The sequence below is a fragment of the Bradyrhizobium cajani genome (assembly GCF_009759665.1).
GTDB lineage: Bacteria > Pseudomonadota > Alphaproteobacteria > Rhizobiales > Xanthobacteraceae > Bradyrhizobium > Bradyrhizobium cajani.
In genome coordinates, this window is sequence record NZ_WQNE01000017.1 from 120825 (window position 1) to 145936 (window position 25112).

The window sequence follows — 25112 nt, forward strand, 5'->3', positions numbered from 1 at the left end:
TCGCATGTTCTGGTTCAGGGACGAACGCTTTGCAACAGCAACATTGTTTGAAACGGCGTTCGCTTTCTCAAGTCTCAGACCCGGGGTGGAGCGGGCCGGCCCAGTAGGGATCCCGCAGCTTGCGCTTGAAGATCTTTCCGGTCGCTTCCCGCGGCAGCGCGTCGATGAATTCGATATCCTTCGGCACCTTGAAGTTGGCGAGATGCTCGCGCAGGAAGGCCTGGACTGCGCTCGACGACAACGCAGTCCCGGGTTCGGGCTCGACATAGGCGCAGAGCCGCTCGCCATATTCCGGATCGGGAATGCCGAACACCGCGCAGTCGCGCACGCCGGACATGGTGATCAGCACCTTCTCGATCTCCGCGGGATAGATGTTGACGCCGCCCGATATCACCATGTCGCGCTTGCGGTCGCACAGGAAGAGGTAGCCGTCCTCGTCGAGATAGCCGACGTCGCCGACGCTGACGAGGCCGTCGCGGCCGGCCTCAGTGCGCGCCTCGGTCTTGCCGTGATAGTCGAAATCGGGGACCGCGGTCTGGCGCATGTAGATCTCGCCGACCTCGTTGACGGCGCACGGGGTGCCATCGGCGCGGAAGATCCTGACGATGCCGCCCTCGATGGCGCGGCCGACCGTGCCGGGCTTCTTCAGCGCTTCCTCGGCCGAATGCCAGACCGGAATGCCGGTCTCGGTCGAGCCGAAATATTCGTTGATGACCGGCCCCCACCATTCGATCATGGCGCGCTTGACCTCGACCGCGCAGGGCGCGGCGCCATGGACGACGAAGCGCAACGACGACAGGTCGTAGCGCCGCCGCGCCGCCTCGGGCAGCCGCAGCAGGCGGACGAACATGGTCGGCACCATGTGGATGTGCGTGACGCGGTGGCGCTCGATCAGCGCGAGCAGCTCCTCGGCGTCGAAGCGCGGCTGCAGGACGATGGTGCAGCCGCTGCGGAACGCCAGCATGCCGTAGGAATGCGGGGCCGAATGGTACATCGGCCCGTTGATCAGCACGACCTGGTCCTGCCGCGGGCTGATGCCATAGGCGATCGCCCCGACCCGCTCGGAGGCGGCGGCCTGCTCGGGCTGCATCGGCATGCGCCGGACGCCCTTGGGCATGCCCGTGGTTCCGGAGGTGTAGATCATCGCGGCGCTGCGCCGCGGCGGCTCCTGCGATTCGGGGTGGCTGTCGCGCCAGCGGTCCCAGTTGATCGATCCGGCGGGCGCCTGCGCCAGCTCCGGTGCGATCTCGAACGCCGACGCGATCTCCGGCGGCGTCTCGACGATCAGGAGGCGGATGTCATCCGGCAGCCCGGGACGGATTTGCGGCAACAGGTCGGCATGACAGACTAGGATCCTGGCGCCGCTGTCGGCCAGGATGTAGCGGACCTCCTCCGCCTTGAGGTGCCAATTGATCGGCACGACCGGGCTGCCCAGCGCCGAGGACGCCGCGACCACCTCGAGCAGCGCGAAGTCGTTGCGCAGCATCATCGCGATCGGCGTGCCGTCGGCAGGGCCAAGCGTGCGAAATCCGCTCGCCGCCCGCCTGATGCGGGCCTGCATCTCGTCATAGCCGATCCGGCGCTCACCACTGATGATCATGTCACGCCCTCGGATCCCTTCGCACTCGTCTGGCCTAGCGGTCGTCAAGAACGTCGCCGAACTGGACCCAGCTCTTGCCGTTGAAGCGGCGCAACTGCAATTGCTGGAACGGCAGATAGTCCTCGGTGCCCGTCGACACCGCCATGCCGGGGAGCAGCAGCGGAAGCCTGACGTCCTTGAGCGAGGCCGCCTGCCGCATGATGTTGTCGCGGCTGAAATCGTCGTTGCAGGCCCGCAGCACGGTCATCAGCAGCGTGGCGTAGTGATAGCCGGCCGCGTAGTTCGAATTCGCGAGGTCGGCATTCGGCATGTATCGCTTCATGAAGGCGAAATACTCCTTCACGCCGGGATCGTCGGCCCATTGCGGGTCCATCGTGTCCTTCTGGTTGCTCGACGAGATCAGGCCGACCGCGTTGTCGAGCCCGGCCGGCTCCAGGAACGAGATCGAGGAGGCCGAGGTCGGCACGAAGAACAGCTCCGGCTTCCAGCCGATCTCGGCCACGCCCTTGATCATCTGGGAGGTGAATTTTCCCAGCACGACGCCGAACAGCACGTCGGCGCCGGACGATTTCAGCGTCGACAGCTGCGAGCTGATCGTCGGCGCGCTGGTCTCGTAGGTCGCTTCCGCGATGATCATGCTCGCGGCCCTGGTGCCGAGCGCGCGCTTGAACCCGGCGACATAGTCGCGGCCGAAATCGTCGTTCTGCGACAGGATGGCGATCTTCGCGTCGGGCTTGGCTTTGAGGATGTGCTTGGCATAGACCACGCCTTCGGATTCGTAGGCGGCCATGCCCGGCATGGTCCACGGATATTTCGCCGGCTCGGCCCATTTGCTGGCGCCCGAGAGCACGAAGAGCTGCGGCACCTTCTTGGCGTTGAGGTAGCGCTGCACGGCGCTGTTGGTGGCGGTGCCGAGCGAGCCGAACATCATCAGCACCTCGTCCTGTTCGACCAGCTTGCGCGTGTGCTCGACCGTCTTCGGCGGCGAGTAGGCGTCGTCGAGCGTGATGAACTTCACCTTGCGGCCGCCGATCCCGCCCTCCGCATTGATCTTCTCGAAAAACGCCTCCTGGGTGCGGCCGATCGCGCCGAAGCCGGAGGCGGGGCCGCTATAGGGGAGGGTCTGGCCGATCCGGATCTCGTCGCTGCCTTCGGCATGGGCGCTGCCGCCGGCGAGCGCCAGCAACGACATGCCGATCAGTGCGGCTGCCAGCTTCATGATGTCCTCCGTTTTCCTCGTCGGTTCGATACGTCAGGCGCTGGCGCGCATCAGGAAATCCTGTCGCGCCTGATCGAATTCCGCCTTCATCCGGTCGACGAGTTCCGCCACCGGCGGGCAATCGGTGATCTGGCCGATGCCCTGGCCCGAGCCCCAGATGTCGCGCCAGGCCTTGGACTTCATGTTGCCGCCGGAGCCGAAATTCATCTTCGTCTTGTCAGCGACGGGCAGGTTGTCCGGATCGAGCCCCGCGGCGGCGATGGAAGGGCCGAGATAGTTGCCGTGCACGCCGGTGAACAGGTTGGTGTAGACGATGTCGTGCGCGGCATGCTGCGTCAGCGCAGATTTGTAGGCCTCTGCGGCATTGGCTTCCTTCGTCGCGATGAACCGCGTGCCCATATAGGCGAGGTCGGCACCCAGCGTCATCGCCGAGGCGATGCCGAAGCCGTCGCTGATCGCACCCGACAGCAGGATGGTGCCCTTGAACCACTGCTTGACCTCGCGCACCAGCGCGAACGGCGACAGCGTGCCGGCATGCCCGCCGGCACCGGCGCACACCAGGATCAGCCCGTCGACGCCCTGCTCGGCCGCCTTGCGCGCATGCTTGACGTTGATGACGTCGTGGAACACCAACCCGCCATAGGAATGCGCGGCCTCGACGATCTCGGCGGGCGGGCGAAGCGAGGTGATGATGATGGGCACGCGGTGCTTCACGCAGGTTTCCATGTCCTGCATCAGCCGGTCGTTGGAGGCGTGGCAGATCTGGTTCACCGCATAGGGCGCGACCTTCCTGCCGGGATGGCGCGACTTGTATTCGCCGAGTTCGTCGTCGATCCGATCCAGCCACTCGCCGAGCTTGTCGGCGGGCCGGGCATTGAGCGCGGGAAACGAGCCGACCACGCCCGCCTTGCACTGCGCGATGACGAGTTCCGGCCCGGACACGATGAACAGGGGCGAGCCGACAACCGGCAATTCGAGTGCATCCTTGAGAGCGGCAGGCAGTGCCATCATGTCCTCCCGGGAGCACTGAACCCGCGCGCTCCCTGTCGTCGAGAGTGGCGTGAACCCGGTCGGTTGCCGGCAGCCAACTCTTCATCCTTGGTTGCCGTGCACTATAGGGTTGGACAGCGGAGCCGGGGACGTTCAATATTGAACCGGACATCTACCAGAAACGTACAGGGCGGATGGCATGGACTGGGACCTTTGCCGGACCTTCGTCGCAGTGGCCGAGACCGGCAGCTTCACCGGCGCCGCGCGCCGGCTGCGCAGCAGTCACCCGACCGTGAGCCGGAAGATTGCGGCGCTCGAAAGCCAGCTCGGCACCAAGCTGCTGGCGCGTGCCGCGGATGGTCTCGCCCTGACGGCCCAGGGACGGGCCTTTCGCGAGCACGCCGAGGCGATGGCGGCCGCGGCGCTGCGGGCCGAAACGGCGGTCTCCGCCCGCGGACGAAAGGCGCGCGGCACGGTCAAGCTCTCGATCGGCGCAACGCTCGCCTCGCATTGGCTGATGCCGCATCTCCCCGCCTTTCTGCGGGCGCATGACCACATCGAGCTGGAGATCATCACCTATCCGTATCCTGCCAGCGTCCGCCGGCGCGAGGCCGACGTCGTGCTGCGTCCCTTCGACAGTGGCGAGGAGAACCTGGTTGGCCGCAAGATCGGCCGGCTCGGCACCGGCTTCTACGCTTCGCCGCGCTACGCGGCGGGACGGCCGCTGCCGGAGAAACCAGCCGCGTGGAAGGGGCACAGCGTCATCGGCTTTGCCGATCGGGCCTCCAACGCACAGCTCGCGCGCTGGAGCGATGCCGTCACGCGTCAGGGAACGATCGTGATGCGCTGCTCGTCGCAGGGCGACATGCTGGCGGCGGTCCGTGCCGGTATAGGTATATCGGCGCTGTCCTGCTTCGTCGCCGAATCCTATCCCGATCTTCTGCGCGTCGCGCCGCAGAAGCTCGCCAGCGTCGCCGATCTCTGGCTGCTCGCCCATCCCGATCTCGTCGACCTGCCGGCGGTGCGCGCGGTCGTCGACTTCGTCGCGGAGTGCGCCCGGAGAGATCGCGCGAGGCTGCGCGGTTAGGGCCTTATCTAGGCCTGGCCGGCGAGCACGCCCTCGCGCTTCTTCACCGCGCGGTAGTAACTCCACCACAGATGCGCCGCCGCGCCGCGCAGGGGACGCCATGGCTCGGCGAGCGGCGCCATCTGCTTCTCCGTCGGCCGTGCCTGCAAGCCCAGCCCGATGCGGATGCCCTCCTGAACGGCGAGGTCGCCGGCCGGCCAGGCATCGCCATGGCCGAGACAAAACAGCAGGTAGACGTCCGCCGTCCATGGCCCGATGCCGGGCAGCGAGATCAGCGTGTGATGCGCGGCGTCGGCATCTTCCTCCGCGAGCACGTCGAGGTTCAGCCGCTGCGCGTCGATTTCGCGCGCGAGATGCTTCAATGTCTTGATCTTGGCGGCGGAGAGGCCGAGGCGCCCCAGCCGGTCGGTGCGGGCGCGGCGCACCGCCTCGTGGTCGAAAGGATCGAAGGCGGCTGACAGCCGCCCCCAGATCGCCGCCGCGCTCGCGGTCGAGAGCTGCTGGCCGCAGACGATGTGCGCGAGGCCAACGAAGCCGGGCTCGCGCCGCCGCAAGGCGGGCATGCCGGCGATCGCCAGCACGGGCTTGAGGCGGGAATCGCGCTTGATCAGCGCGTGGACGGCGTCTTCGAGATCGGACTGGGTTTCGAGGTGGATGGTCATTGCGTGCTCAACTTGTCATGCGCGGGCTTGACCCGCGCATCCATCTCCTATCGTAACAGAGTCCTGGAAGATGGATGGCCGGGTCAAGCCCGGCCATGACGAGATCTTTGCATATGGCGCCACCCGTTTTCCGATTTGCCCCCAGCCCCAACGGCCTCCTGCATCTCGGCCACGCCTATTCGGCGCTGCTGAACGTCGACCGCGCGCGCGAGACCGGCGGCCGGCTGCTGCTGCGGATCGAGGACATCGACGTGACGCGCTGCCGGCCGGAATACGAGACGGCTATCTACGAGGACCTCGCCTGGCTCGGGATTGCATGGGAGACGCCGGTGCGGCGGCAGTCGGAACATCTTGCCGATTATCATGCTGCGCTGGAGAAGCTCGTCGCGCTGGGTCTTGTCTATCACGCCTTCGAAAGCCGCGCCGAGATCGCAAGGCTGGTGGCGGAACGTGAGGTCGATGCGGCTTGGCCGCGCGATCCCGACGGCGCGCCGCTTTATCCCGGCAACGGCAAATCGCTGTCTGCCGACGAGCGCGCCCGGCTGATCCAGTCCGGCATGCCTTATGCGCTCCGGCTCGACATGGCGACCGCCTGCCGCCGGGCCGCCACGCTGGCCTGGCATGAGCTGGGCGAAGGGCCCGATGGCGAGTGCGGCATGGTCCCGGCGCGACCGGAGGCCTGGGGCGACGTCATCCTGGCCCGCAAGGAGACGCCGACCAGCTACCATCTGTCTGTTGTCGTCGATGATGCGCTCCAGGGCGTCAGCGAGATCGTGCGGGGCCAGGACCTGTTTCACGCCACTTCGGTCCACCGGCTGCTGCAAGTCCTGCTCGGCCTGCCTGCGCCCGCCTATCGCCACCATCCTCTGATTCGCGACGATGGCGGCCGGAAGCTGTCCAAATCAACCGGTTCGACCGGCCTGCGCGAGTTGCGCAACGCCGGTGCTACCCCTGCCAGTATCCGCCGGTTGGTGGGATTAGATTAAGTTTCTCTGGGGTTTAGCCCAACGCTGCCGTGACTCCAGGTGTTCCGCCGTGCCATGCTCGCCTGAGAGTCCGGGGGTCGAAGGGGACACTTCGAAGAGGATTTATGGCGGCAGGAACGCGCTCGGCGCGCAGCGGAAGGTCGTCCACGCGACGACCGCCTCGGAGGCAATCCGGGGCGGCCGGCAAGGCGCGCAAGCGCAGCGCCACGGCGTCGGACGTGGTCCAGGCGGCGCTCGCCGCTTTTGCCCACGAGGTCCGCACGCCGCTGACCGGAATCCTGGCAATCAGCGACTTGCTCGCGACCTCCGATCTCGGCGAGCGCGAACGGCGCTGGGCCGACACCATCAAGGCCGGCGCCGAGCATCTGGCGAGCCTCGCCACCCTGTTCGTGGATGCTGCGAGAACGGGTAAGAGCGGGAGCGCCTTGCGGCAGGACCTGTTCGATCTGCGGGCACTGGCCCGCAGCGCCGGCGATTCGCTGGCCGGGCGCGCCGCCGCCAAGGGTCTCCAGGCCCAGGTCGACATCTCCGACAAGCTGCCCGGGCTGGTGGTCGGCGATTCCGTCCGCCTGCGCGCCGCCCTCGAAAACCTGATCGACAATGCCGTGAAGTTCACCGAGCATGGCGCCGTGGCGCTCGCGGTCGCGCCGTGGCGTCCCGTCAAGGGCAAGGACCAGGCAAAAGGCAAGGCAAAGGGCGAGGGCAGGGTGGGCGTCGCCTTCGCGGTGTCCGACAGCGGCATCGGCCTGACCATGGCCGAGATCAAGCGGCTGTTCCGCCCCTTCACCCAGGCCAACGTCACCATTGCCTCCCGCTTCGGTGGCGCCGGACTCGGGCTGTCGTCGGTGAAGCAATTGGCGCGCGCAATGGGCGGCGACATCACCGTCGCGCCGCGGCGCGGCGGCGGCGCCACCTTCACGCTGACGGTGTCCCTGGACAAGGCAGGGTCAGGCCAATCCCGCAGGTCGGGCAGCGAATATCCGGATGCAATGGCGGCGCTGCGCGTGCTCAGCGTCGAGGACAATCCGTTCGGCCGCGTCGTGCTCAACACCATCCTGACCGAACTCGGCCATCATGCCGAGTTCATCGGGCGCGGCGAGGACGCCGTCGACCGCCTCGCCCAGGGCGCGTTCGACGCGGTGCTGATGGACATGGTGCTGCCGGGCATCGACGGCGTAGAGGCGATCAGGCGGATTCGCACCATGCCGCCGCCATTCGCGCAGATCCCCATCATCGGCGTCTCCGGCCGCGGCGAGGACGAGGTGGCCTCGCGCCAGGCCGGCGCCGACGCCTTCCTGGTCAAACCTGTGTCTCCGCGGGCCTTAGCGACTGCGCTGCTTGAAGCGACACGCCGTGAGGTAGCCGCGACTTGATGATCGCGGCGTTGAGTTCGCCGCCATAAACGAAGATCGCGGAGATGAAATACAGAAACACCAGCGCGATAATCACCGAGGCGAGTCCCGCATACATCGTCACGTAGTTGTTGGCGAACCGCGCCAGATATTGCCCGAACACGACGCCCGAGATCAGCGAGGCCACCATGGTGAAGACGATGCCGGGCAGGATTTGCAGGAAGCCGCGCCGTCCCGCGGGCAGCCAGGCATGCAGGATGAACAGCGCCACCACCAGCGCGCCGATGGTGATGCCGTAGCGCAGCCAGGTCAGGATGCTCTCGTTGGATTCGACGAACAGCGGGATGTGGCGCCGTGCAGTCTCGATGACGAGCGGGCCCAGCACGATCAGAAACGCCATCGCGAGCGCGGTGAAGGCCGCGACCAGCGTGTAGCCGATTGATTCCAGCCGCAACCAATACCAGCGCCGCATCTCCACCACCGCATAGGCGCGGTTGAGCGCGACGCGGAGCGCCTCGACACCATTCGACGCGAAGTAGACCGCCAGCACCGCGCCCACGGTCAGCAAGCCGGTGCGGGTCGTGGTCAGGACGTCATGGATCTCGCCCGAGATGGAATCCGCGACTTGCCTGGGCCAGACCTGGAGCATCAGTTCCGCCGCCTGGTCGGCGAGCTCCTTGGAGCCGAAGAAGCCGGCAAGCGAGGTCAGCACGATCAGGAACGGGAACAGCGCCATCAGCGTCGACAGCGCGATATGGCTCGCGATGGCCCAGCCGTCGTCGGCCAGGAATGTGTAGAACGCATCCATCACGACGACGTAGATGTAGCGGATCGCTTTCACGGTTTGCCCCGTACTGCTTCTTCTCCCCGCTTGCGGGGAGAGGCGAAGAAGGCCGCCGATGGACGCAAATCGGAAATCATCCAGCCAGCTTCTGATATTATTGGCTTAAAAGCCAGATCGGGAACGCCATGGCGGACTGGCTCCCACGGTGTTATCTACCCCCAATGGCATCTCTCTTGAGCACTTTCATCCTGCCGGTGGCAGCCGGCGCCGTGGCGCTGGTTCTGCTGCTCGGTCTCGTCAACATGATGCGCGGCGGCTCGCCCAACACCTCGCAGAAGCTGATGCGCTGGCGCGTGCTGCTTCAGTTCGTGGCGATCATCATTGCCATGATCGCGGTCTGGGCGATGGGGCGTTAAACATGGTCGTACTCAACCGCATCTATACGAAAACCGGTGACGACGGCACGACGGCGCTGGGCAGCGGCGAGCGCCGGGCCAAGTACGATCTGCGCATCGCGGCCTATGGCACGGTGGACGAGACCAATGCCGCGATCGGCGTCGTTCGTCTGTACACAAAGGATGCGCCCGAGCTCGATGCGATGCTCGGCCGGATCCAGAACGATCTGTTCGATCTCGGTGCTGACCTTGCCGTGCCCGAGCGTGAAGGCAAGGCGGAGCGGTTGCGGGTGGTGGCAAGCCAGGTCGAGCGGCTCGAGCGCGACATCGACGCACTCAACGACAAGCTCGCGCCGCTGACCTCCTTCGTGCTGCCGGGCGGCACACCGGCCGCCGCTCACCTCCACGTCGTCCGCACAATATGCCGCAGGGCGGAACGCGTGATGGTGGAACTGGCGGCCAAGCCCGGCGAATCCGTCGGCGCGGCTGGCATCCAGTATATGAACCGCCTGTCTGATTTCCTGTTCGTGGCGAGCCGCGCCGCGAACCACAACGGTGCCGGCGACGTGCTCTGGGTTCCGGGCCAGAACCGCTGACCCATTGAGCCCCCGCATTTCTAAGGTCTAAAAATTGGCCCCTTCGCGCGTTGACCGGGCCTGATCAGGCCTTTAGGTTCCGCGCCAGTTGATAACCCCCCCTCCCAAATTGAGTGAAAGAGGATCGATGAAGGTCTTAGTGCCGGTAAAGCGGGTGGTCGATTACAACGTCAAGGTCCGCGTCAAGGGCGATGGATCGGGCGTTGAACTCGCCAACGTCAAAATGTCCATGAACCCGTTCGATGAAATCGCGGTCGAGGAAGCGCTGCGCCTGAAGGAAGGCGGCAAGGCCACCGAGGTCGTGGTGGTCTCGATCGGACCGGCGCAGGCGTCGGAGACGATCCGCACCGGTCTCGCGATGGGCGCCGACCGCGGCATCCTGGTGAAGGCCGAGGGCAATGTCGAGCCGCTCGCGGTCGCCAAGATCCTGAAGAAGGTCGCGGACGAAGAGCAGCCGGGCCTGATCATTCTCGGCAAGCAGGCGATCGACGACGACAGCAATCAGACCGGCCAGATGCTGGCCGCGCTGCTCGGCTGGTCGCAGGCGACGTTTGCCTCGAAGCTCGAGGTGGAAGGAAGCGACTTCAAGGTCACGCGCGAAGTCGACGGCGGCCTCCAGACCGTGAAGCTGAAGGGACCGGCGATCGTCACCACCGATCTCCGTCTCAACGAGCCGCGCTATGCCTCGCTACCCAACATCATGAAGGCCAAGAAGAAGCCGATCGCGGAGAAGACCGTGGCCGACTACGGCGTCGACGTTGCCGCACGCCTCGAGGTTCTCAAGACGACCGAGCCGGCGGGCCGCAAGGCGGGCGTCAAGGTCAAGGACGTCGCCGAGCTGGTGTCCAAACTCAAGAACGAAGCCGGGGTGCTCTGATGACGACGCTTCTGATTGCCGAACACGACAATGCGTCGCTCAAGGATGCGACCAACAAGGCCCTGACCGCGGCGGCCGCGCTCGGCGCGGATGTCGAGGTGCTGGTGGCCGGGCAGAACGCCAAGGCTGCGGCGGATGCCGCCGCCAAGCTCGCCGGCGTCAAGAAGGTGCTGCTCGCCGATGGCGACCTCTATGCGCACGATCTCGCCGAGCCGCTGGCCGCGCTGGTCGTCTCGCTGGCGCCCGGCTATGACGCGATCGTTGCCCCCGCGACCTCGCGCTTCAAGAACGTGATGCCGCGCGTCGCCGCCCTGCTCGACGTCATGCAGGTCTCGGAGATCATCAAGGTGGTCGCCCCCGACACGTTCGAGCGTCCGATCTATGCCGGCAACGCCATCCAGACGGTGAAGTCGAAGGACGCCAAGAAGGTCATCACGGTGCGGACCTCGACCTTCGCTGCAGCAGGCGAAGGCGGCAGCGCGCCGGTCGAGAACGTGGCGGCGGCCGCCGATCCGGGCCTGTCGTCCTTCCTCGGCGAGGAAGTCGCCAAGAGCGACCGTCCGGAGCTGACCTCGGCCAAGATCATCGTCTCCGGTGGACGCGCCATGCAGAGCCGCGAGAACTTCGCCAAGTACATCGAGCCGCTCGCCGACAAGTTAGGGGCCGGCGTCGGTGCCTCGCGCGCGGCGGTGGACGCCGGCTATGCGCCGAACGACTGGCAGGTCGGCCAGACCGGCAAGGTCGTGGCCCCCGAGCTCTACGTCGCGGTCGGCATTTCCGGCGCGATCCAGCATCTGGCCGGCATGAAGGACTCCAAGTTGATCGTCGCGATCAACAAGGACGAGGATGCGCCGATCTTCCAGGTCGCCGACTACGGCCTGGTCGCCGATCTCTATCAGGCGGTTCCTGAGCTGACCGCCGAACTCGGCAAGCTCGGCAAGTAAAATACGCCCAAAACACCGGCCGGAGGTATAAACTCCGGCCGGTGTTTCTTTTTTGAGACGGTTTCTTTGGCGTGGGGCACGCCTTCGAAGCGATCCAATCTAGGTTTCGAGCCCGGGTTCTGATTAAATCGGATCTCCCGGCTCAAGGGGATAGGCAGGCGCGGTCAGCAGCGCGCCGTTCCGGTGGATGACATTATGGCGGCAGTGATCAAGAAGGTCGGCGTGATCGGCGCGGGTCAGATGGGCAATGGCATCGCGCATGTTGCGGCGCTGGCCGGCTTCGACGTGGTGCTCAACGACGTGTCGGCCGATCGCCTCAAGTCGGGCATGGCGACCATCAACGGCAATCTGGCGCGACAGGTCTCCAAGAAAGTCGTCACCGAGGAAGCCAAGACCGCGGCGATGGCGCGCATCGCGCTCGCCGAGAAGCTCGACGATCTCGCCGACTGCGACCTCGTGATCGAGACCGCGGTCGAAAAGGAGGAGGTCAAGCGCAAGATCTTCCACGAGCTCTGCGCGGTGCTGAAGCCGGAGGCGATCGTCGCCTCCGACACGTCCTCGATCTCGATCACCCGCCTTGCCGCCGCCACCGACCGGCCCGAGCGCTTCATCGGCATTCACTTCATGAATCCGGTGCCGCTGATGGAGCTGGTGGAGCTGATCCGCGGCATCGCCACCGACGATGCGACCTTCGAGGCGTCCAAGGAATTCGTCGCCAAGCTCGGCAAGCAGGTCGCGGTCTCCGAGGATTTCCCGGCCTTCATCGTCAACCGCATCCTGCTGCCGATGATCAACGAGGCGATCTACACACTGTATGAAGGCGTCGGCAACGTCGAGGCGATCGACGCGGCGATGAAGCTCGGCGCGCACCACCCGATGGGTCCGCTCGAGCTTGCCGATTTCATCGGCCTCGACACCTGCCTGTCGATCATGCAGGTGCTGCATGAAGGCCTGGCCGACTCGAAATATCGGCCCTGCCCGCTGCTGGTGAAATATGTCGAGGCCGGCTGGCTCGGCCGCAAGACGCAGCGCGGCTTCTACGACTACCGCGGCGCCAAGCCGGTTCCGACGCGCTGACGGTGCCGTAGGGTGGGTTAGCCCTGCGACTGCGCGAAGCGCGGTTCGCTGGGCGTAACCCACCACTTCTCTCTCCGCGTGGACAGCAAAGAGGTGGATTACGCCTTCGGCTAATCCACCCTACGCGATCCGTGACAATTCATTTCGCGTTAACCCCTCGCGCCTAGGTTACGGCCGGTACGGGGGTTCGCGTAATGGACATGATGGCAATGGTCAGCACCATGCTGGCCGCTCAGCAAGGCGTGCTGCAGCAGAATATTGCGGCGACGTTGACGAAGCAGAACCTGGACATGGAGAAATCCACCGTCCTGACGCTGCTGGGCGCCGGCCAACCCTCGCTCGCCAATGTCGGCCCCGGCGTCGGCGGCAATCTCAACGTGACGGCCTGAGCGCCTGATCTGGAGAAGTGGGCACCGGTTTTCCGGTCAGATCATGCGCCAATATCAAAGCGACGCGGCGGCCTTGCCGGTCGCGGCCCGGATCAGCTTCAGCGCGTCCTCGCTCGCCCATTCCGCCGGCCCCGCAATCGTCGCGATCTCGCAGCCCTGCGGGTCGACCAGCACCGAGGTCGGCATGCCCAACGCCCGGCCTATGGCCTTAAGATCCTGAAAAACTTTGGCTTTCGGATCACTGAAATAGCCGAGCCGGGTCAGATTGGCCTCCCTCAGGAACGTCCTGGGCTTCTCGGCGTCGCGGGTGTCGATATTGATCGCCACCACCTCGAAATTCGGGCCCGACAGCTTGCCCTGGAGTTCGTCCAGCGCCGGCATTTCCTTGCGGCAGGGCACGCACCAGGTCGCCCAGAGGTTAACCAGCAGCGTCTTGCCGCGGAAATCGGACAGTTTCTTCGGCTTGCCGTCGGCGTCCTCGAAGGCGAGGTCAGGCAGCTTCAGGGGCGCGCTCGCCATGGTCAGCGCCGCCAGCTCGCCATGGGCGAGCGGAGCGATCTTCTGCGCCGTTGCCACGGCCGACCGGCAGACCGGGTCGCCTGACGGCGCCCGGCTCAGGCCCAGCCCGTACAGCGCGGCGAAGCCGGCCAGCCCGCCGACCGCCAGGGTGGCGATGACGAGCGGGATCCGGCGCGTGGCGGAGGGCTTCTTGTCGAGCATATCGTTTGTCATCCGGTCGCAGATATGGCTATCAGGGGCCTCTTAATACGGCTGGCAGCCGTCAGCAAACATGCAGCCGCCAGCGGCAGGCAAGACGCGAGCAGGGGATCATGAGCAACAAGATGTGGGGCGGCCGGTTCTCGGAACGTCCCGATGAGATCATGGAAGAGATCAACGTCTCCATCGACGTCGATCGTCATCTCTTTGCCCAGGACATTGCCGCGTCCAAGGCCCACGCCGCGATGCTGGCCAGCCAGGGCATCATCACGGCCTCTGATGCGAAAAATATCGGCAAGGGTCTAGACACGATTTTGTCAGAGATCGGCAAGGGCGGCTTCGCGTTCAAGCGCGCGCTCGAGGACATTCACATGAATGTCGAAAGCCGCCTGTCCGAGCTGATCGGTCCCGCCGCCGGCCGCCTGCACACCGCGCGCTCGCGCAACGACCAGGTCGCCACCGATTTCCGCCTGTTCGTCCGCGACGTCATCGACGAGACCGATGCGGCGCTTGGCTCGTTCCAGCAGGCGCTGGTGGAACGCGCGCTGGAGCATGCCGGCACCGTGATGCCCGGCTTCACGCATCTCCAGACCGCGCAGCCCGTTACCTTCGGCCATCACCTGCTCGCCTATGTCGAGATGGCCGCGCGCGACCGCGGTCGCTTCCAGGACGCGCGCAAGCGGCTGAACGAGTCGCCGCTCGGCGCTGCCGCGCTCGCCGGCACCTCGTTCCCGATCGATCGTCACGCCACCGCGAAGGCGCTTGCGTTCGACCGTCCGATGGCGAACTCGCTGGACGCGGTCTCCGACCGCGATTTCGTGCTGGAGACGCTGTCGGCGGCCTCGATCTGCGCCGTGCACATGTCGCGCTTTGCCGAGGAGATCGTGATCTGGACCTCGCCACTGGTCGGCCTGATCCGCCTCAGCGACAAGTTCACCACCGGCTCCTCGATCATGCCGCAGAAGCGCAATCCGGATGCCGCCGAGCTCGTGCGCGCCAAGACCGGCCGCGTCATCGGCGCGCTCAACGGTCTGTTGATCGTGATGAAGGGCCTGCCGCTCGCCTATCAAAAGGACATGCAGGAGGACAAGCAGGGCGCCATGGAGGGCTTTGCCGCGCTGTCGCTGGCAATTCGCGCCATGACCGGCATGGTCCGCGACCTCGTGCCGGATGAAGCGAAGATGAAGGCCGCCGCCGGCGAGGGCTATGCCACCGCGACCGATCTGGCCGACTGGCTGGTGCGGACGCTGAAGATGCCGTTCCGCGAGGCCCATCACGTCACCGGCCGCATCGTTGCCAAGGCCGCCGAGGGCGGCGTGGCGTTGCACGAGCTGCCGCTCAAGGAGATGCAGGCGATCGAGCCTGACATCACCAAGGACGTGCTCGGTGTGCTCTCGGTCGAATCGTCGGTGAAGAGCCGGACCAGTTTCGGCGGCACCGCACCGAAGAACGTGGCGTCCCAGGCCAAGGCCTGGGCGAAGCGGCTGGAAAAAGAGCGAAAATTGGGCTGAGGGCAAAATTTCGCTTGTTTTTCATGGTCATCCGGCTCTCGCCAGAGCGCGCCAATCTCTGTATGGTGCACCGCGCGTAGTGGGGATTTCGTCGTGACTTCAAAGTTTCGCCCGGCCGGCTCGGGGTGGGCCATCATTGTCTTGAGCCTGACGGCGCTCGCGCTCGCCGGCTGCGGCCGCAAGGGCCCGCTGGATCTGCCGCCGACCGCCTCCAACGCGTCCACGGCCAACGTCGCCGCGCCCACCGATACCGAGGCCGAAGCGCAGAGGACGCCGAGCGTTTTCAACCCCACCTACGGTGCGGAAGCCGGTCCCGCTGCGCCCAAAGGCAAGAAGAAATCGTTTATTCTCGACCCGCTGCTGGACGACGCGCCCAGCAGATGAGCTGGGGTAACTGAGCCAACGCCATGAACCATTTCGACTATCGCAACGGCGTGCTGCACGCCGAGGCGGTGAACCTGTCCGAGCTGGCCGCGACCGTCGGCACGCCGTTCTATTGCTATTCGACCGCGACGCTGGAGCGCCACTACCGCGTCTTCACCGAGGCCTTCGCCGGCGAGAAGGTGCTGGTCTGCTATGCCATGAAGGCGAACTCCAACCAGTCGGTGCTGCGCACGCTGGCCAAGCTCGGCGCCGGCGCCGATGTCGTCTCCGGCGGAGAATTGAAGCGCGCGCTCGCCGCCGGCATTCCGGCGAGCAAGATCCTGTTCTCCGGCGTCGGCAAGACGGAGGCAGAGCTGCGCGCAGCGCTTGCCGCCGACATCCTCTGCCTCAACGTCGAATCCGAGCCCGAGCTCGAATTGCTGTCGCGGCTTGCGACCGAGATGGGCAAGACCGCGCGCATCTCGGTGCGCGTCAATCCCGACGTCGATGCCGGCACGCATGCCAAGATCTCGACCGGAAAGTCCGAGAACAAGTTCGGCATCCCGCTCGCCCACGCCCGCGAGGTCTATGCCCGCGCAGCGAAGCTGCCGGGGATTCAGGTGACCGGCACCGACGTGCATATCGGCAGCCAGATCACCGATCTCTCCAAGATGGAGACCGCGTTCCGCATCCTCTCCGAATTCGTGCAGACGCTGCGTTCCGACGGCCACGACATTTCGCATGTCGATTTCGGCGGCGGCCTCGGCATCCCCTATTACATGGATCGCGAGGCGCCGCCGGCACCCGACGCCTATGCCGCCATGGTCAAGCGCGTCAGCCACAATCTCGGCTGCACGCTGATGTTCGAGCCGGGCCGCATGATCGTCGGCAATGCCGGCATCCTCGTCGCCAAGGTGATCTATGTGAAGCATGGCGACGGCAAGAACTTCGTCATCATCGACGCGGCGATGAACGATTTGATCCGCCCGACGCTGTATGAAGCCCATCACGACGTCCTGTCGGTGAGGCAGCCGGCCAAGGATGCCGGCATGATCACCGCCGACATCGTCGGCCCGGTGTGCGAGACCGGCGACTATCTCGCACTGGATCGCGCCTTGCCGACGCCTGCGCCCGGCGATCTCCTCGCCATCATGACCGCCGGTGCCTATGGCGCCGTGCAGGCCGGCACGTACAACACGCGGCCGCTGGTGCCGGAGGTGCTGGTGAAGGGCGACCAATACGCCGTGGTGCGCCCGCGCATCGAGGTCGAGCAGCTCATCGCGATGGACACGCCGGCGCCGTGGCTGTGATTGATTGAGGCGGTGCGCCGCCTCAACAATCTCGCTGTCATCCCCGCGAAGGCGGGGACCCATAATCGCAGGGCGTAGTTGTTTGGCTAAGCTGTAACTCCGGGTTCTCGTAATCACAGCCGTCTGTGGTTATGGGTCCCGGGCTCGCGACTTCGTCGTGCCCCGGGACGACGGTGGAGATTGGGAGCGCTACTTCCCCGCCAACCCACCCTTCCCACCAACCACAATGCCCGCCTTCTTTTCGATCGGCTTGATCGCCGCGGTGAAATCGGACTCGGCGCCTTCCGCGCTGATCACTGTCTCCCACAACCGTCCCACCGCATCGGCAACCTCCATCGACAGGCCGAGCTGCTTCATCTCCTCAAGCGCCAGCCGCACGTCCTTCACCATCAGCCCGGTGGCGAAGCCGAAGTCGAATGTCCGCGGCAGCACCGAGCGCGGAAACTTGTCCCGGCTCGCGGTGTTCATGCCGGAGCCGGCGTTGATGACGTCGATCATCACGGCCGGATCGAGCCCGGCTTTCACGCCCATCACCACGGCTTCCGACGTCGCCACCATCGCGGTCGCCGACAGGAAATTGTTGGCGAGCTTCATGGTCTGTGCCGCGCCCGGCTTCTCGCCGATGAAGAACACTTTTCCGATCACGTCGAGCGCGGGCTTGAGCAGTTCGAACTCGGCCTTCGGTCCCGAGACCATCACCGCCAGCGTGCCCTTTTCCGCGCCGCCGACACCGCCGGAGACGGGGCAGTCGATCTGCACGATGTTGCGCGCCGCGAGCAGGCCGTGAATCCTCGAAGCCATCTGGGAGCCGACGGTGGAGAGATCGACGAAGCGTTTTGCGCGCTTGCCCTCGATCACGCCGTTCGCGCCTGTCGCGACCTCGAGCGAAGCTTGCAGCGAGGGCAGGCTCGCCATGACAGTCTCGACCTGGTCGGCGACATCTTTCGGTGAGGTCGCAGCAGCGGCGCCGCGCGCCACGAGCTTGTCGACAATCTCTTTGCGTGTGTCGAACACGACAAGCGTGTGCCCTGCCTCGATCAGCCGCCGCGCCATCGGGAAACCCATGTTTCCGAGCCCGATGAATCCGATGTCCATGGTGTTTCCTTCTTTCTTCTTCGTTGTTGTTGGATGTGAAAGCGTCGATCAATCTCCGCTCGTCGTCCCGGGGCATCGCGAAGCGATGAGCCCGGGACCCATACCCCCAGGGAGGAGTCGTCGTGCGAGAGCGGTCACTCCGAGTTCCCGTAACCACGTCTCCCTGTGGTTATGGGTCCTCGCGCTCCGCGCGCCCCGGGACGACAGCGGAGATTGACGCGTCCCTCACGCCTTCCCGTCGATCTCCGCGAACACCTCGCGCGCGATGCGAAAACTGTCGACTGCGGCCGGCATGCCGCCGTAGATCGCGACCTGCATCAGGATCTCGCGGATCTCGTCGCGGCTGACGCCGTTGGTGAGCGCGCCCTTCAGGTGCGCGCGGAATTCGTGCTGGCGGTTGAGGATCGCGATCATTGCGATGTTGAGCATGCTGCGGGTCTTGCGCGGCAGTTCCTCGCGGCCCCACACCGTGCCCCAGCAATATTCGTTGAGCATCTCCTGGAACGGACGGTTGAAGTCGTCGACGTTCTTCAGGGCGTTGTTGACATAGGCCTCGCCCAGCACCGCTTTGCGGACTTCCAGGCCCTTGTCGTGCATCTTCTTGTCCATGGCGTTTCCTTCGTCTCCCTCTGGAATGGCGTCGCGGAAATTACGGGGTCGGGCCGGGCCAGTCACGTCCTCGTGTTATGCGGGAAAAGGGGCCTCTCCCGTGCGGGAACGGATGCCTCAGTGCTGCCGTTGTGATAGGCTTCTCTCTACCGGGCAACCTGGAGAGCTGATTGAACGGCGTCACCCCCGACCCGTCAGACCCGATCCGCGATGGCGACGCTCTGTCGCGGCTGAAGCTGGCGCAGGCCCTTGATCGGGCCATTTATGCCATCGCGTGGGAGCGTGCCTGGCCGAATCTGGCGCGGCTGCTGACCGTCATCGGCCTGTTCCTGGTGGTGTCCTGGGCCGGCCTCTGGCTGTCCTTGCCGTTCGTCGCCCGCGCCATCGGTCTTGTCGTTTTCGCCGGCCTTGCGATTGCCGCTCTGTTCCCTTTGATCCGCTTCCGCTGGCCGAGCCGCGATGAGGCTCTGAGCCGGCTCGACCGCGGCTCCGGCATCCGTCACCGCCCCGCCACCACGCTCACGGATACGCTGACCTCGCAGGATCCGGTCGCGAAGGCGCTGTGGCAGGCGCAGCGCGAGCGCACGCTGGCCTCGCTCAAGCGCATCCGCGCCGGCCTGCCGCATCCGCGGCTCGCACTTCACGACCCCTGGGCGCTGCGTGCCCTCGTCATGGTGATGCTGGTCGCGACCTTCTTCGCTGCCGGCGACGAGCGCGCGATGCGGCTGGGCGCCGCTTTCGACTGGAACGGGGTGCTGGCGCCGACCAATGTTCGCGTCGACGCCTGGGTCACGCCGCCGCTCTACACCGGCAAGCCGCCGATCATCCTGTCGGCCGCCAACAAGGAGGCCGCGGCGCTGCCCGCCAGCGGCCCGCTCGCCGTTCCTGCCGGCTCGACCCTGATCGTGCGCTCCTCGGGTGGCAATCTGGATGTCGCCACCTCTGGCGGCCTCAAGGAGGTCGCCCCGACCGAGGCCACGCCCAAGGGCACCCACGAGAAGCATTTCGCCATTACCGCTGACGGCACCGCGCATGTCCGCGCACCCTCCGGCCAGCCGCAATGGGCCTTCGCCGCCACGCCGGACCACCCGCCGACGATCGCGCTTACCAAGGATCCCGAGCGCCAGGCGCGCGGCGCGCTCCAGCTTTCCTACAAGATCGAGGACGATTACGGCGTTACCGGCGCCGAAGCGCACATTGCCCTGCGCCCCGCCGACGCCAAGGATAACGCCAAAGATAATGCCAAGGGGAGCGGCAAGGACAGCACCAGGGAGGCCGACGCCAAGGGCGCCGCACGGCCGCTGTTTCAGCCGCCGCAATTCCCGCTCGTGCTGCCGAACGCGCGCACCCGCAACGGCGTCGGACAGACGGTGAAGGACCTCAGCGAGGATCCCTATGCCGGCGCCGACGTCACGCTGACGCTGACCGCGAAGGACGAGGCCGGCAACGAGGCGAAAAGCGAGCCCTTCAGCATGCGCCTGCCCGAGCGGCTCTTCACCAACTCGCTCGCCCGTGCGCTGATCGAGCAGCGCCGCATCCTCGCGCTCGATGCGAACAAGAATCCCGAGGTCTACGCCGCGCTCGATGCGCTGATGATCGCGCCCGAATTGTTCACGCCGGATGCCGGCTGCTATCTCGGCCTGCGCAGCCTGGCGTCCCAGCTCGAGGCTGCCCGCACCGATGACGCGCTGCGCGAGGTGGTGGCGAGCATGTGGGCGTTCGCGGTCACCATCGAGGATGACGGTGTCGCGGGCAGCGTCAACGCCGCGCTGCGCTCGGCGCAGGACGCGCTCAAGGCGGCGCTGGAACGCGGCGCCAGCGAGGACGAGATCAGGGTGCTGACGCAAAAGCTTCGCGAGGCGATGGCCGGAAAGGTGCGTGACCTCGCCCGTCGTGCCGAGCAGAATCCGCTCGGACCTCGGCAGCCGTTCCCCGCGGAGGTCCAGCTCATCCTCGACAAGGCGGTCGAGCTGCGACAGAAGACCCAGCATGCGACGCCCGAGCAGCTCGAAGAGCTGGCGCAGCAGCAGGACGCCTTGCGCCAGCAGCTTCAGGCCTATCGGAAGTCGGCGAGCAACCGGGCGAAGGCGGGGAACGACGGGGCCAATCAGTTTACGCGGGACCGGAAATGCGGAAGCTAGCACGCTTGCCAGTCTTGAGGGCGATGTCGATCGCCTGTCTCGCCTTCCTGCTGGGAGGCTTGTCGCCTGTCGCAGCCCAGCAGGATCAGGATCCTGATGCACTGCTCGACAGCGCGGAAAAGGCAATGCAGGACTCCGGCGACAGTCTCCGGCAGAAGGAGTCCGGGCGGAGCCTGAACAATCAATCCGACGCCATTCAGAAGCTCGAGGAATACAAGCGCGCGACGGAAAGAAGCCAATCCTCCAATCGCGATCGTTCCGTCATCACGCAACGGGACCTGGACGATTTGCTGCGGCAGATCGAGAAGGCGGCGCGCGAAGGCAATCGCGAGGCGGCCCAGCGCATGCTCGAGCAGCTCGCGCAGATCATGGAAAATCTCCAGATGGCGCAGCCCGGGCAATCCGGCGACAGCGACATGGAGCAGGCGCTCAACGAGCTCAGCGACATGATCCGCAAGCAGCAGCAATTGCGCGACAAGACGTTCAAGCAGGGGCAGGACTCCCGGCGCGACCGCTCGCGCGGCAAGCCGCAGGGCGACCAGTCGATGTCCGACCTCCAGCAGGACCAGGAGGCGCTGCGCGACCGCTTGAAGAAGTTGCAGGACCAGCTCGCCAAGCGCGGTCTGATGCAGAAGGGACAAAAGGGCCAGAAAGGGCAGCAGGGTCAGCAGGGCGATCAGGGACAGCCCGGCCAGAATGGCGATCAGGACGACCAGGGCGACGACGACGGTGGTCTGGATGCCGCCGACGGCGCCATGGGCGATGCCGGATCGAAGCTCGGCGAGGGCAATGCCGATGGTGCCGTGGACTCGCAGGGCAAGGCTCTCGATGCCTTGCGCAAGGGCGCTCAGAAGATGGCCGAGGCGATGCAGCAGGGTGACGGAGAGGGCCAGGGCGACGGCCCCGGCAATCGGGCCGGCCGTCAGCAGAGCGGCGGTAACCAGACCGACCCGCTCGGCCGCCCCCTTCATGGCCGCGAGTTCGGCGACGACTACACGGTCAAGATCCCCGGCGAGATCGATGCCCAGCGCGTCCGCCGCATACTCGAAGAGCTCCGCCGCCGTCTCGGCGACACCACGCGCCCGCAGATCGAGCTCGACTATATCGAGCGTCTGCTGAAGGATTTTTGAGGCGATAACCTCTTGTAGCCCGGATGAGCGTAGCGACATCCGGGGCCCCTGGTCCCGCATATCGCTACGCTCATGCGGGCTACAAACTGAGAGTTCGGCCCTCCGCCGCTACCCCTTCTTCGCCGCCAGCGCATCCGCTACCGCCGTGCGGATGTCGGCGACCGAGAACGGCTTGGTCACGACGTCATGCACCAGCGCGTTCAGATTCGAGGCGCGCTCGCGCTGGTCGGCAAATCCGGTCATCAAGAGAATGGTCAGGTCGGGGAAATCGCGCGCGGCGGAGAGGGCCAGCGCGATGCCATCCATCACCGGCATCTGGATGTCGGTGAGCAAGAGATCGAATGCGCCGTCCTCGCGGGTCAGGATCTCCAGCGCCTCGGCGCCGTCCTGCGCGGTGACGATCTCGTGGCCGTCCATGGCGATGGCGCGCGCCACCAGCTGGCGCATCGAATCCTCGTCGTCGGCGATCAAGATTCTTGGCATGGGACCAACCTCGGACCAACTCCCGCGCAGACCCTGCGCGGCTGATTATACGCTGCCGCCGGCAATGTCTCGCCGGTTGAAGAAGCGAACGTCGATATTGCGGCCCTCGGGCGGGGGCGAGGCCAGGCGCGAGCGGAAGAAGGCGCGTTCGCCCGGCCGCAGCACGGTCTGTTCCAGAACGGTATTCCAGGCGTAGATCTCCGCCCCCTGCGCGTCGCGCACGGCAAAGCGCAGCCGCGGAATGTCGAGCGGCTTCTTGCCTTCGCCGACGATGACGCCCTCGATCACCAGCACCTGCTTACCGTCCACGGTCTCGCTGGAGAGCTTGACGTCCTTGAAGGCCAGCCCGCGCAGGTTCACCTCGAAGCCAACCAGTTTGTAGAACGCCGCCGTCTGCGGCAGCAGCCGCACCATGTCGCCGCGCCAGATCACCAGCGCCAGCACCAGCGCGCCCATCGCGGCACAGGTGACCGGCAGGCCGAAATGGGACTTTCGAGGAGCCGCGGTGGCAGCTGGGCGGCTCACCCGCGCGCCGCGGCGGCGGAACAGGCCGCGGAACCAGGACTGGTGCTGCGCGCCCGCGACTTCGTCCTCGGCGGCCCGGGCCGCCGCTGACCATTCGTCCTCGATTTCCTTGGCCTCGTCAGGCCAATCGCTGGCGATCGACGGGCTGTCGACGACAGGCGTATCCGTGGCGCCGTCGTCCTTGGCATAGGAGTTCCACTGTTCGGCGAGGTCGGACTGGTCGTCGGCCTGACTGGCCGCGGCCAGGGCCGGGACCGAGGCCTCCTCGATGGCATCCTCGGAGTAGGCGACCCAGGTTTCCTTGCAGCGGGAGCAGCGGACCGTCCGTCCGTTCGCCCCCAGGCTCGCGAGCTTGATGGCGTAGGATGTCGTACAATGGGGGCAGACGATCTGCATGGACACGAGCCTTGATGCACGGACTGGTCTTGATACCCCGCTCAGGGAGAACCGGGCACCCCGGATGCTACAGCGCGACCGTTAACGAACCGGAAACCATAACGGCCGCAAAACCCCTTGATCGCGTGTGGCGGGGCGCAGCCGTGCAGCCCGCGCCCCCTCTCGAACGGAGCTGAGCTTGGTTCGGTTCGAAAATGTCGGATTGCGTTACGGTCTGGGGCCGGAGATCTTGCGCGACCTGAGTTTTCAGATCCCGCCGCATTCCTTCCAGTTTCTCACCGGTCCGTCCGGCGCCGGCAAGACCTCGCTGTTGCGCCTGTTATTCCTGTCGCATCGGCCGACGCGGGGCCTCGTCAATCTGTTCGGCCACGACATCTCGCAACTCGGCAAGGACGAGATCGCTGACTTGCGCAAGCGCATCGGCATCGTGCTTCAGGATTTCCGCCTGCTCGATCACATGACGACCTACGAGAATGTCGCGCTTCCGTTCCGCGTCATGGGCCGCAGCGAGTCGAGCTATCGCAAGGAGGTCATCGATCTCCTGCGCTGGGTCGGGCTCGGCGACCGCATGGATGCGCTGCCGCCGATCCTGTCCGGCGGCGAGAAGCAGCGCGCCGCGATCGCGCGCGCGGTGATCTCGCGGCCGCAGCTGCTGCTGGCCGACGAGCCGACCGGCAGCGTCGACCCGACGCTCGGTCGCCGCCTGCTGCGGCTCTTCATCGAGCTCAACAAGTCCGGCACCGCCGTCATCATCGCCACCCACGACATCGGCCTGATGGACCAGTACGAGGCGCGGCGGCTGGTGCTGCACCAGGGACGGCTGCACATCTATGAATAGGACCGACGAGCGCGGCGTGCTGGTCGATCTCGGACAGGAGCGTCCGCAGCTTCCGGCCAAGGCGCGCAACATGTCGCCGATCGTGCCGCGCGCCTCGATCCACGGCCGCGCGCTGGTCGCGGTCGTCGCCATCATGACGTTCCTCGCCTCGATGACGACGGGCACGGTGCTGCTGGTCAGCGCCTCCGCCGCGGAATGGCAGTCGGACGTCGCCAGCGAAATCACCATCCAGGTCCGCCCGCAGACCGGCCGCGATCTCGACCGCGACACGACGGCGGTGACGGAGGCCATGCGCGCGCAAGCCGGCATCGTCGAGGTCAGGCCGTTCACCAAGGATGAGAGCGGCAAGCTGCTCGAGCCCTGGCTCGGCACCGGCCTTGCAATGGACGATCTGCCGGTGCCGCGCATGATCATCGCGCGCGTGCAGCCGGGCACGCCGCTCGATCTCGGCGCCCTGCGTGCCCGCGTCACCCAGGTCGCGCCGAGCGCCAGCGTCGACGATCATCGCGCCTGGATCGAACGCATGCGCTCGATGACTAACGCCACCGTGATCGCCGGCCTCGGCATCCTCGCGCTGGTCATCATCGCCACCATCATCTCGGTGTCGTTCGCGACCCGCGGCGCGATGGCGGCAAACCGCCCGATCGTCGAGGTGCTGCATTTCGTCGGCGCAGGCGACCGCTACATCGCCAACCGCTTCCTGCGCCATTTCCTCAGACTGGGCCTGGAAGGCGGCGTGATCGGCGGCGGCGCCGCCATGCTGGTGTTCGGCTTCTCCGAGTCGATCGCCGGCTGGTTCTCCGGCACGCCCGTGGGCGACCAGTTCGCCGCGCTGCTCGGCACCTTCTCGCTGCGGCCCTCGGGCTATGTCGTGCTCGCGGTGCAGGCCGTGCTGATCGGCGCCATCACCGCAGTCGCCTCGCGCCAGACGCTGTTCGCGACGCTGAATGATGTCGAGTAGATGGACCTTGATTGGATCATTGCATCGAAGATGCAAGCCGGGTGAGGGGGTACAGTTCTCTCGGCATGCTCACGC

General features: G+C 66.0%; 26 protein-coding genes. 16 read left to right on the plus strand and 10 right to left on the minus strand.

The genetic code is table 11. The features are described 5' to 3' along the window. Positions 1–67: 67 nt before the first annotated feature. From GPL20_RS20975 to GPL20_RS20985, 3 genes are read right to left on the minus strand one after another with little or no spacing between them, the layout of a single operon-like run. Positions 68–1600, minus strand: coding sequence for an acyl-CoA synthetase (locus tag GPL20_RS20975; RefSeq protein WP_157331390.1), 1533 nt, complete (start codon positions 1598–1600; stop codon positions 68–70). Between the two features lie 34 nt (positions 1601–1634). After that, positions 1635–2819 carry an ABC transporter substrate-binding protein gene (locus GPL20_RS20980; RefSeq protein ID WP_157331391.1) on the minus strand — a complete coding sequence of 395 codons (1185 nt, stop codon included), beginning with the start codon at positions 2817–2819 and terminating at the stop codon, positions 1635–1637. Positions 2820–2852: 33 nt separating this feature from the next. Next, complete coding sequence (locus GPL20_RS20985) at positions 2853–3827, minus strand: NAD(P)H-dependent flavin oxidoreductase (protein WP_157331450.1); 975 nt, start codon at positions 3825–3827, stop codon at positions 2853–2855. A 181-nt stretch (positions 3828–4008) separates the two neighbouring features. On the opposite strand from GPL20_RS20985, the gene GPL20_RS20990 reads away from it, so the two are divergent. After that, positions 4009–4896 (plus strand): LysR family transcriptional regulator, encoded by an 888-nt coding sequence (locus tag GPL20_RS20990; RefSeq protein WP_157331392.1) that lies wholly within the window; start codon positions 4009–4011, stop codon positions 4894–4896. 8 nt (positions 4897–4904) lie between these two features. Here the strand turns inward: GPL20_RS20990 and GPL20_RS20995 are convergent, their stop codons facing one another. Continuing rightward, positions 4905–5558: a DNA-3-methyladenine glycosylase family protein gene (locus tag GPL20_RS20995; protein ID WP_157331393.1), complete on the minus strand. Its 654-nt coding sequence runs from the start codon at positions 5556–5558 to the stop codon at positions 4905–4907. A 113-nt stretch (positions 5559–5671) separates the two neighbouring features. Here GPL20_RS20995 and gluQRS point away from each other — a divergent pair, with 113 nt between their 5' ends. Both gluQRS and GPL20_RS21005 read left to right on the plus strand, forming a co-directional pair. Further along, positions 5672–6544: a tRNA glutamyl-Q(34) synthetase GluQRS gene (gene gluQRS / locus GPL20_RS21000; RefSeq protein WP_157331394.1), complete on the plus strand. Its 873-nt coding sequence runs from the start codon at positions 5672–5674 to the stop codon at positions 6542–6544. A 104-nt stretch (positions 6545–6648) separates the two neighbouring features. Further along, a complete protein-coding gene (locus tag GPL20_RS21005) occupies positions 6649–7917 on the plus strand; it encodes an ATP-binding protein (RefSeq protein WP_157331395.1) in 1269 nt (422 codons plus the stop codon). Here GPL20_RS21005 and GPL20_RS21010 read toward each other — a convergent pair. Beyond that, positions 7844–8737, minus strand: a complete 894-nt coding sequence (locus GPL20_RS21010; protein ID WP_254125543.1) for a YihY/virulence factor BrkB family protein — start codon at positions 8735–8737, stop codon at positions 7844–7846. The two genes, GPL20_RS21005 and GPL20_RS21010, sit on opposite strands and share 74 nt — an antisense overlap. 164 nt (positions 8738–8901) lie before the next feature. On the opposite strand from GPL20_RS21010, the gene GPL20_RS21015 reads away from it, so the two are divergent. From GPL20_RS21015 to GPL20_RS21040, 6 genes are all read left to right on the plus strand, one after another. Beyond that, positions 8902–9096: a twin transmembrane helix small protein gene (locus GPL20_RS21015; protein ID WP_157331396.1), complete on the plus strand. Its 195-nt coding sequence runs from the start codon at positions 8902–8904 to the stop codon at positions 9094–9096. 2 nt (positions 9097–9098) lie between these two features. Beyond that, positions 9099–9671: a cob(I)yrinic acid a,c-diamide adenosyltransferase gene (locus GPL20_RS21020; protein ID WP_157331397.1), complete on the plus strand. Its 573-nt coding sequence runs from the start codon at positions 9099–9101 to the stop codon at positions 9669–9671. Positions 9672–9798: 127 nt separating this feature from the next. After that, the gene (locus GPL20_RS21025) at positions 9799–10548 is read left to right on the plus strand and encodes an electron transfer flavoprotein subunit beta/FixA family protein (protein WP_157331398.1); all 750 of its coding nucleotides are present in this window, start codon (positions 9799–9801) and stop codon (positions 10546–10548) included. Next, the gene (locus GPL20_RS21030; protein WP_157331399.1) at positions 10548–11492 is read left to right on the plus strand and encodes an electron transfer flavoprotein subunit alpha/FixB family protein; all 945 of its coding nucleotides are present in this window, start codon (positions 10548–10550) and stop codon (positions 11490–11492) included. Before GPL20_RS21025 ends, GPL20_RS21030 begins: the two co-directional genes overlap by 1 nt. 195 nt (positions 11493–11687) lie before the next feature. Continuing rightward, positions 11688–12569, plus strand: coding sequence for a 3-hydroxybutyryl-CoA dehydrogenase (locus GPL20_RS21035; RefSeq protein ID WP_157331400.1), 882 nt, complete (start codon positions 11688–11690; stop codon positions 12567–12569). Positions 12570–12763: 194 nt separating this feature from the next. Beyond that, entirely contained in the window at positions 12764–12958 is a 195-nt protein-coding gene (locus tag GPL20_RS21040) for a putative motility protein (RefSeq protein WP_157331401.1), read from the plus strand. Positions 12959–13012: 54 nt separating this feature from the next. Here the strand turns inward: GPL20_RS21040 and tlpA are convergent, their stop codons facing one another. Then, on the minus strand, positions 13013–13678 hold the full coding sequence (gene tlpA / locus GPL20_RS21045; RefSeq protein WP_157331402.1) for a thiol:disulfide interchange protein TlpA: 666 nt from the start codon (positions 13676–13678) through the stop codon (positions 13013–13015). A 110-nt stretch (positions 13679–13788) separates the two neighbouring features. Between tlpA and argH the strand changes: the two genes are divergently transcribed. The 3 genes from argH to lysA all read left to right on the plus strand — a co-directional run bounded on the left by argH (position 13789) and on the right by lysA (position 16859). After that, entirely contained in the window at positions 13789–15186 is a 1398-nt protein-coding gene (gene argH, locus GPL20_RS21050) for an argininosuccinate lyase (RefSeq protein ID WP_157331403.1), read from the plus strand. A 93-nt stretch (positions 15187–15279) separates the two neighbouring features. Beyond that, on the plus strand, positions 15280–15570 hold the full coding sequence (gene lptM / locus GPL20_RS21055) for an LPS translocon maturation chaperone LptM (RefSeq protein WP_254125545.1): 291 nt from the start codon (positions 15280–15282) through the stop codon (positions 15568–15570). A gap of 23 nt (positions 15571–15593) precedes the next feature. After that, positions 15594–16859, plus strand: a complete 1266-nt coding sequence (gene lysA, locus GPL20_RS21060) for a diaminopimelate decarboxylase (RefSeq protein WP_157331405.1) — start codon at positions 15594–15596, stop codon at positions 16857–16859. A gap of 189 nt (positions 16860–17048) precedes the next feature. On the opposite strand, the gene GPL20_RS21065 is transcribed toward lysA, so the two are convergent. Beyond that, positions 17049–17954: an NAD(P)-dependent oxidoreductase gene (locus GPL20_RS21065; RefSeq protein ID WP_157331406.1), complete on the minus strand. Its 906-nt coding sequence runs from the start codon at positions 17952–17954 to the stop codon at positions 17049–17051. A gap of 225 nt (positions 17955–18179) precedes the next feature. After that, entirely contained in the window at positions 18180–18563 is a 384-nt protein-coding gene (locus GPL20_RS21070; protein WP_014491654.1) for a carboxymuconolactone decarboxylase family protein, read from the minus strand. Positions 18564–18733: 170 nt separating this feature from the next. Between GPL20_RS21070 and GPL20_RS21075 the strand changes: the two genes are divergently transcribed. Further along, positions 18734–20704 (plus strand): TIGR02302 family protein, encoded by a 1971-nt coding sequence (locus tag GPL20_RS21075; protein WP_157331407.1) that lies wholly within the window; start codon positions 18734–18736, stop codon positions 20702–20704. After that, entirely contained in the window at positions 20692–21834 is a 1143-nt protein-coding gene (locus GPL20_RS21080; RefSeq protein ID WP_157331408.1) for a DUF4175 family protein, read from the plus strand. Before GPL20_RS21075 ends, GPL20_RS21080 begins: the two co-directional genes overlap by 13 nt. Positions 21835–21942: 108 nt before the next feature. Here GPL20_RS21080 and GPL20_RS21085 read toward each other — a convergent pair whose 3' ends face one another. Both GPL20_RS21085 and GPL20_RS21090 read right to left on the minus strand, forming a co-directional pair. After that, positions 21943–22317, minus strand: a complete 375-nt coding sequence (locus GPL20_RS21085; RefSeq protein WP_157331409.1) for a response regulator — start codon at positions 22315–22317, stop codon at positions 21943–21945. 45 nt (positions 22318–22362) lie between these two features. After that, entirely contained in the window at positions 22363–23238 is an 876-nt protein-coding gene (locus tag GPL20_RS21090) for an MJ0042-type zinc finger domain-containing protein (RefSeq protein ID WP_157331410.1), read from the minus strand. Between the two features lie 178 nt (positions 23239–23416). On the opposite strand from GPL20_RS21090, the gene ftsE reads away from it, so the two are divergent. Continuing rightward, positions 23417–24076, plus strand: coding sequence for a cell division ATP-binding protein FtsE (ftsE, locus tag GPL20_RS21095; protein ID WP_157331411.1), 660 nt, complete (start codon positions 23417–23419; stop codon positions 24074–24076). Next, positions 24069–25037 (plus strand): cell division protein FtsX, encoded by a 969-nt coding sequence (locus GPL20_RS21100; protein WP_157331412.1) that lies wholly within the window; start codon positions 24069–24071, stop codon positions 25035–25037. Before ftsE ends, GPL20_RS21100 begins: the two co-directional genes overlap by 8 nt. Positions 25038–25112 lie beyond the last annotated feature (75 nt).

Excerpts from the sequence above, each read along its gene's own strand:
- GPL20_RS21065 (WP_157331406.1), bottom strand. The coding sequence starts at position 17,954 with ATGGACATCGGATTCATCGGGCTCGGAAACATGGGTTTCCCGATGGCG.
- GPL20_RS20990 (WP_157331392.1), top strand. The coding sequence starts at position 4,009 with ATGGACTGGGACCTTTGCCGGACCTTCGTCGCAGTGGCCGAGACCGGC.
- tlpA (WP_157331402.1), bottom strand. The coding sequence starts at position 13,678 with ATGCTCGACAAGAAGCCCTCCGCCACGCGCCGGATCCCGCTCGTCATC.
- GPL20_RS21005 (WP_157331395.1), top strand. The coding sequence starts at position 6,649 with ATGGCGGCAGGAACGCGCTCGGCGCGCAGCGGAAGGTCGTCCACGCGA.
- GPL20_RS21025 (WP_157331398.1), top strand. The coding sequence starts at position 9,799 with ATGAAGGTCTTAGTGCCGGTAAAGCGGGTGGTCGATTACAACGTCAAG.
- gluQRS (WP_157331394.1), top strand. The coding sequence starts at position 5,672 with ATGGCGCCACCCGTTTTCCGATTTGCCCCCAGCCCCAACGGCCTCCTG.
- argH (WP_157331403.1), top strand. The coding sequence starts at position 13,789 with ATGAGCAACAAGATGTGGGGCGGCCGGTTCTCGGAACGTCCCGATGAG.
- GPL20_RS21080 (WP_157331408.1), top strand. The coding sequence starts at position 20,692 with ATGCGGAAGCTAGCACGCTTGCCAGTCTTGAGGGCGATGTCGATCGCC.
- lysA (WP_157331405.1), top strand. The coding sequence starts at position 15,594 with ATGAACCATTTCGACTATCGCAACGGCGTGCTGCACGCCGAGGCGGTG.
- GPL20_RS21070 (WP_014491654.1), bottom strand. The coding sequence starts at position 18,563 with ATGGACAAGAAGATGCACGACAAGGGCCTGGAAGTCCGCAAAGCGGTG.
- GPL20_RS20975 (WP_157331390.1), bottom strand. The coding sequence starts at position 1,600 with ATGATCATCAGTGGTGAGCGCCGGATCGGCTATGACGAGATGCAGGCC.
- GPL20_RS20995 (WP_157331393.1), bottom strand. The coding sequence starts at position 5,558 with ATGACCATCCACCTCGAAACCCAGTCCGATCTCGAAGACGCCGTCCAC.
- GPL20_RS21090 (WP_157331410.1), bottom strand. The coding sequence starts at position 23,238 with ATGCAGATCGTCTGCCCCCATTGTACGACATCCTACGCCATCAAGCTC.
- GPL20_RS21030 (WP_157331399.1), top strand. The coding sequence starts at position 10,548 with ATGACGACGCTTCTGATTGCCGAACACGACAATGCGTCGCTCAAGGAT.
- GPL20_RS21040 (WP_157331401.1), top strand. The coding sequence starts at position 12,764 with ATGGACATGATGGCAATGGTCAGCACCATGCTGGCCGCTCAGCAAGGC.
- GPL20_RS21085 (WP_157331409.1), bottom strand. The coding sequence starts at position 22,317 with ATGCCAAGAATCTTGATCGCCGACGACGAGGATTCGATGCGCCAGCTG.
- GPL20_RS21035 (WP_157331400.1), top strand. The coding sequence starts at position 11,688 with ATGGCGGCAGTGATCAAGAAGGTCGGCGTGATCGGCGCGGGTCAGATG.
- GPL20_RS21020 (WP_157331397.1), top strand. The coding sequence starts at position 9,099 with ATGGTCGTACTCAACCGCATCTATACGAAAACCGGTGACGACGGCACG.
- GPL20_RS20980 (WP_157331391.1), bottom strand. The coding sequence starts at position 2,819 with ATGAAGCTGGCAGCCGCACTGATCGGCATGTCGTTGCTGGCGCTCGCC.
- GPL20_RS20985 (WP_157331450.1), bottom strand. The coding sequence starts at position 3,827 with ATGGCACTGCCTGCCGCTCTCAAGGATGCACTCGAATTGCCGGTTGTC.
- GPL20_RS21100 (WP_157331412.1), top strand. The coding sequence starts at position 24,069 with ATGAATAGGACCGACGAGCGCGGCGTGCTGGTCGATCTCGGACAGGAG.
- GPL20_RS21015 (WP_157331396.1), top strand. The coding sequence starts at position 8,902 with ATGGCATCTCTCTTGAGCACTTTCATCCTGCCGGTGGCAGCCGGCGCC.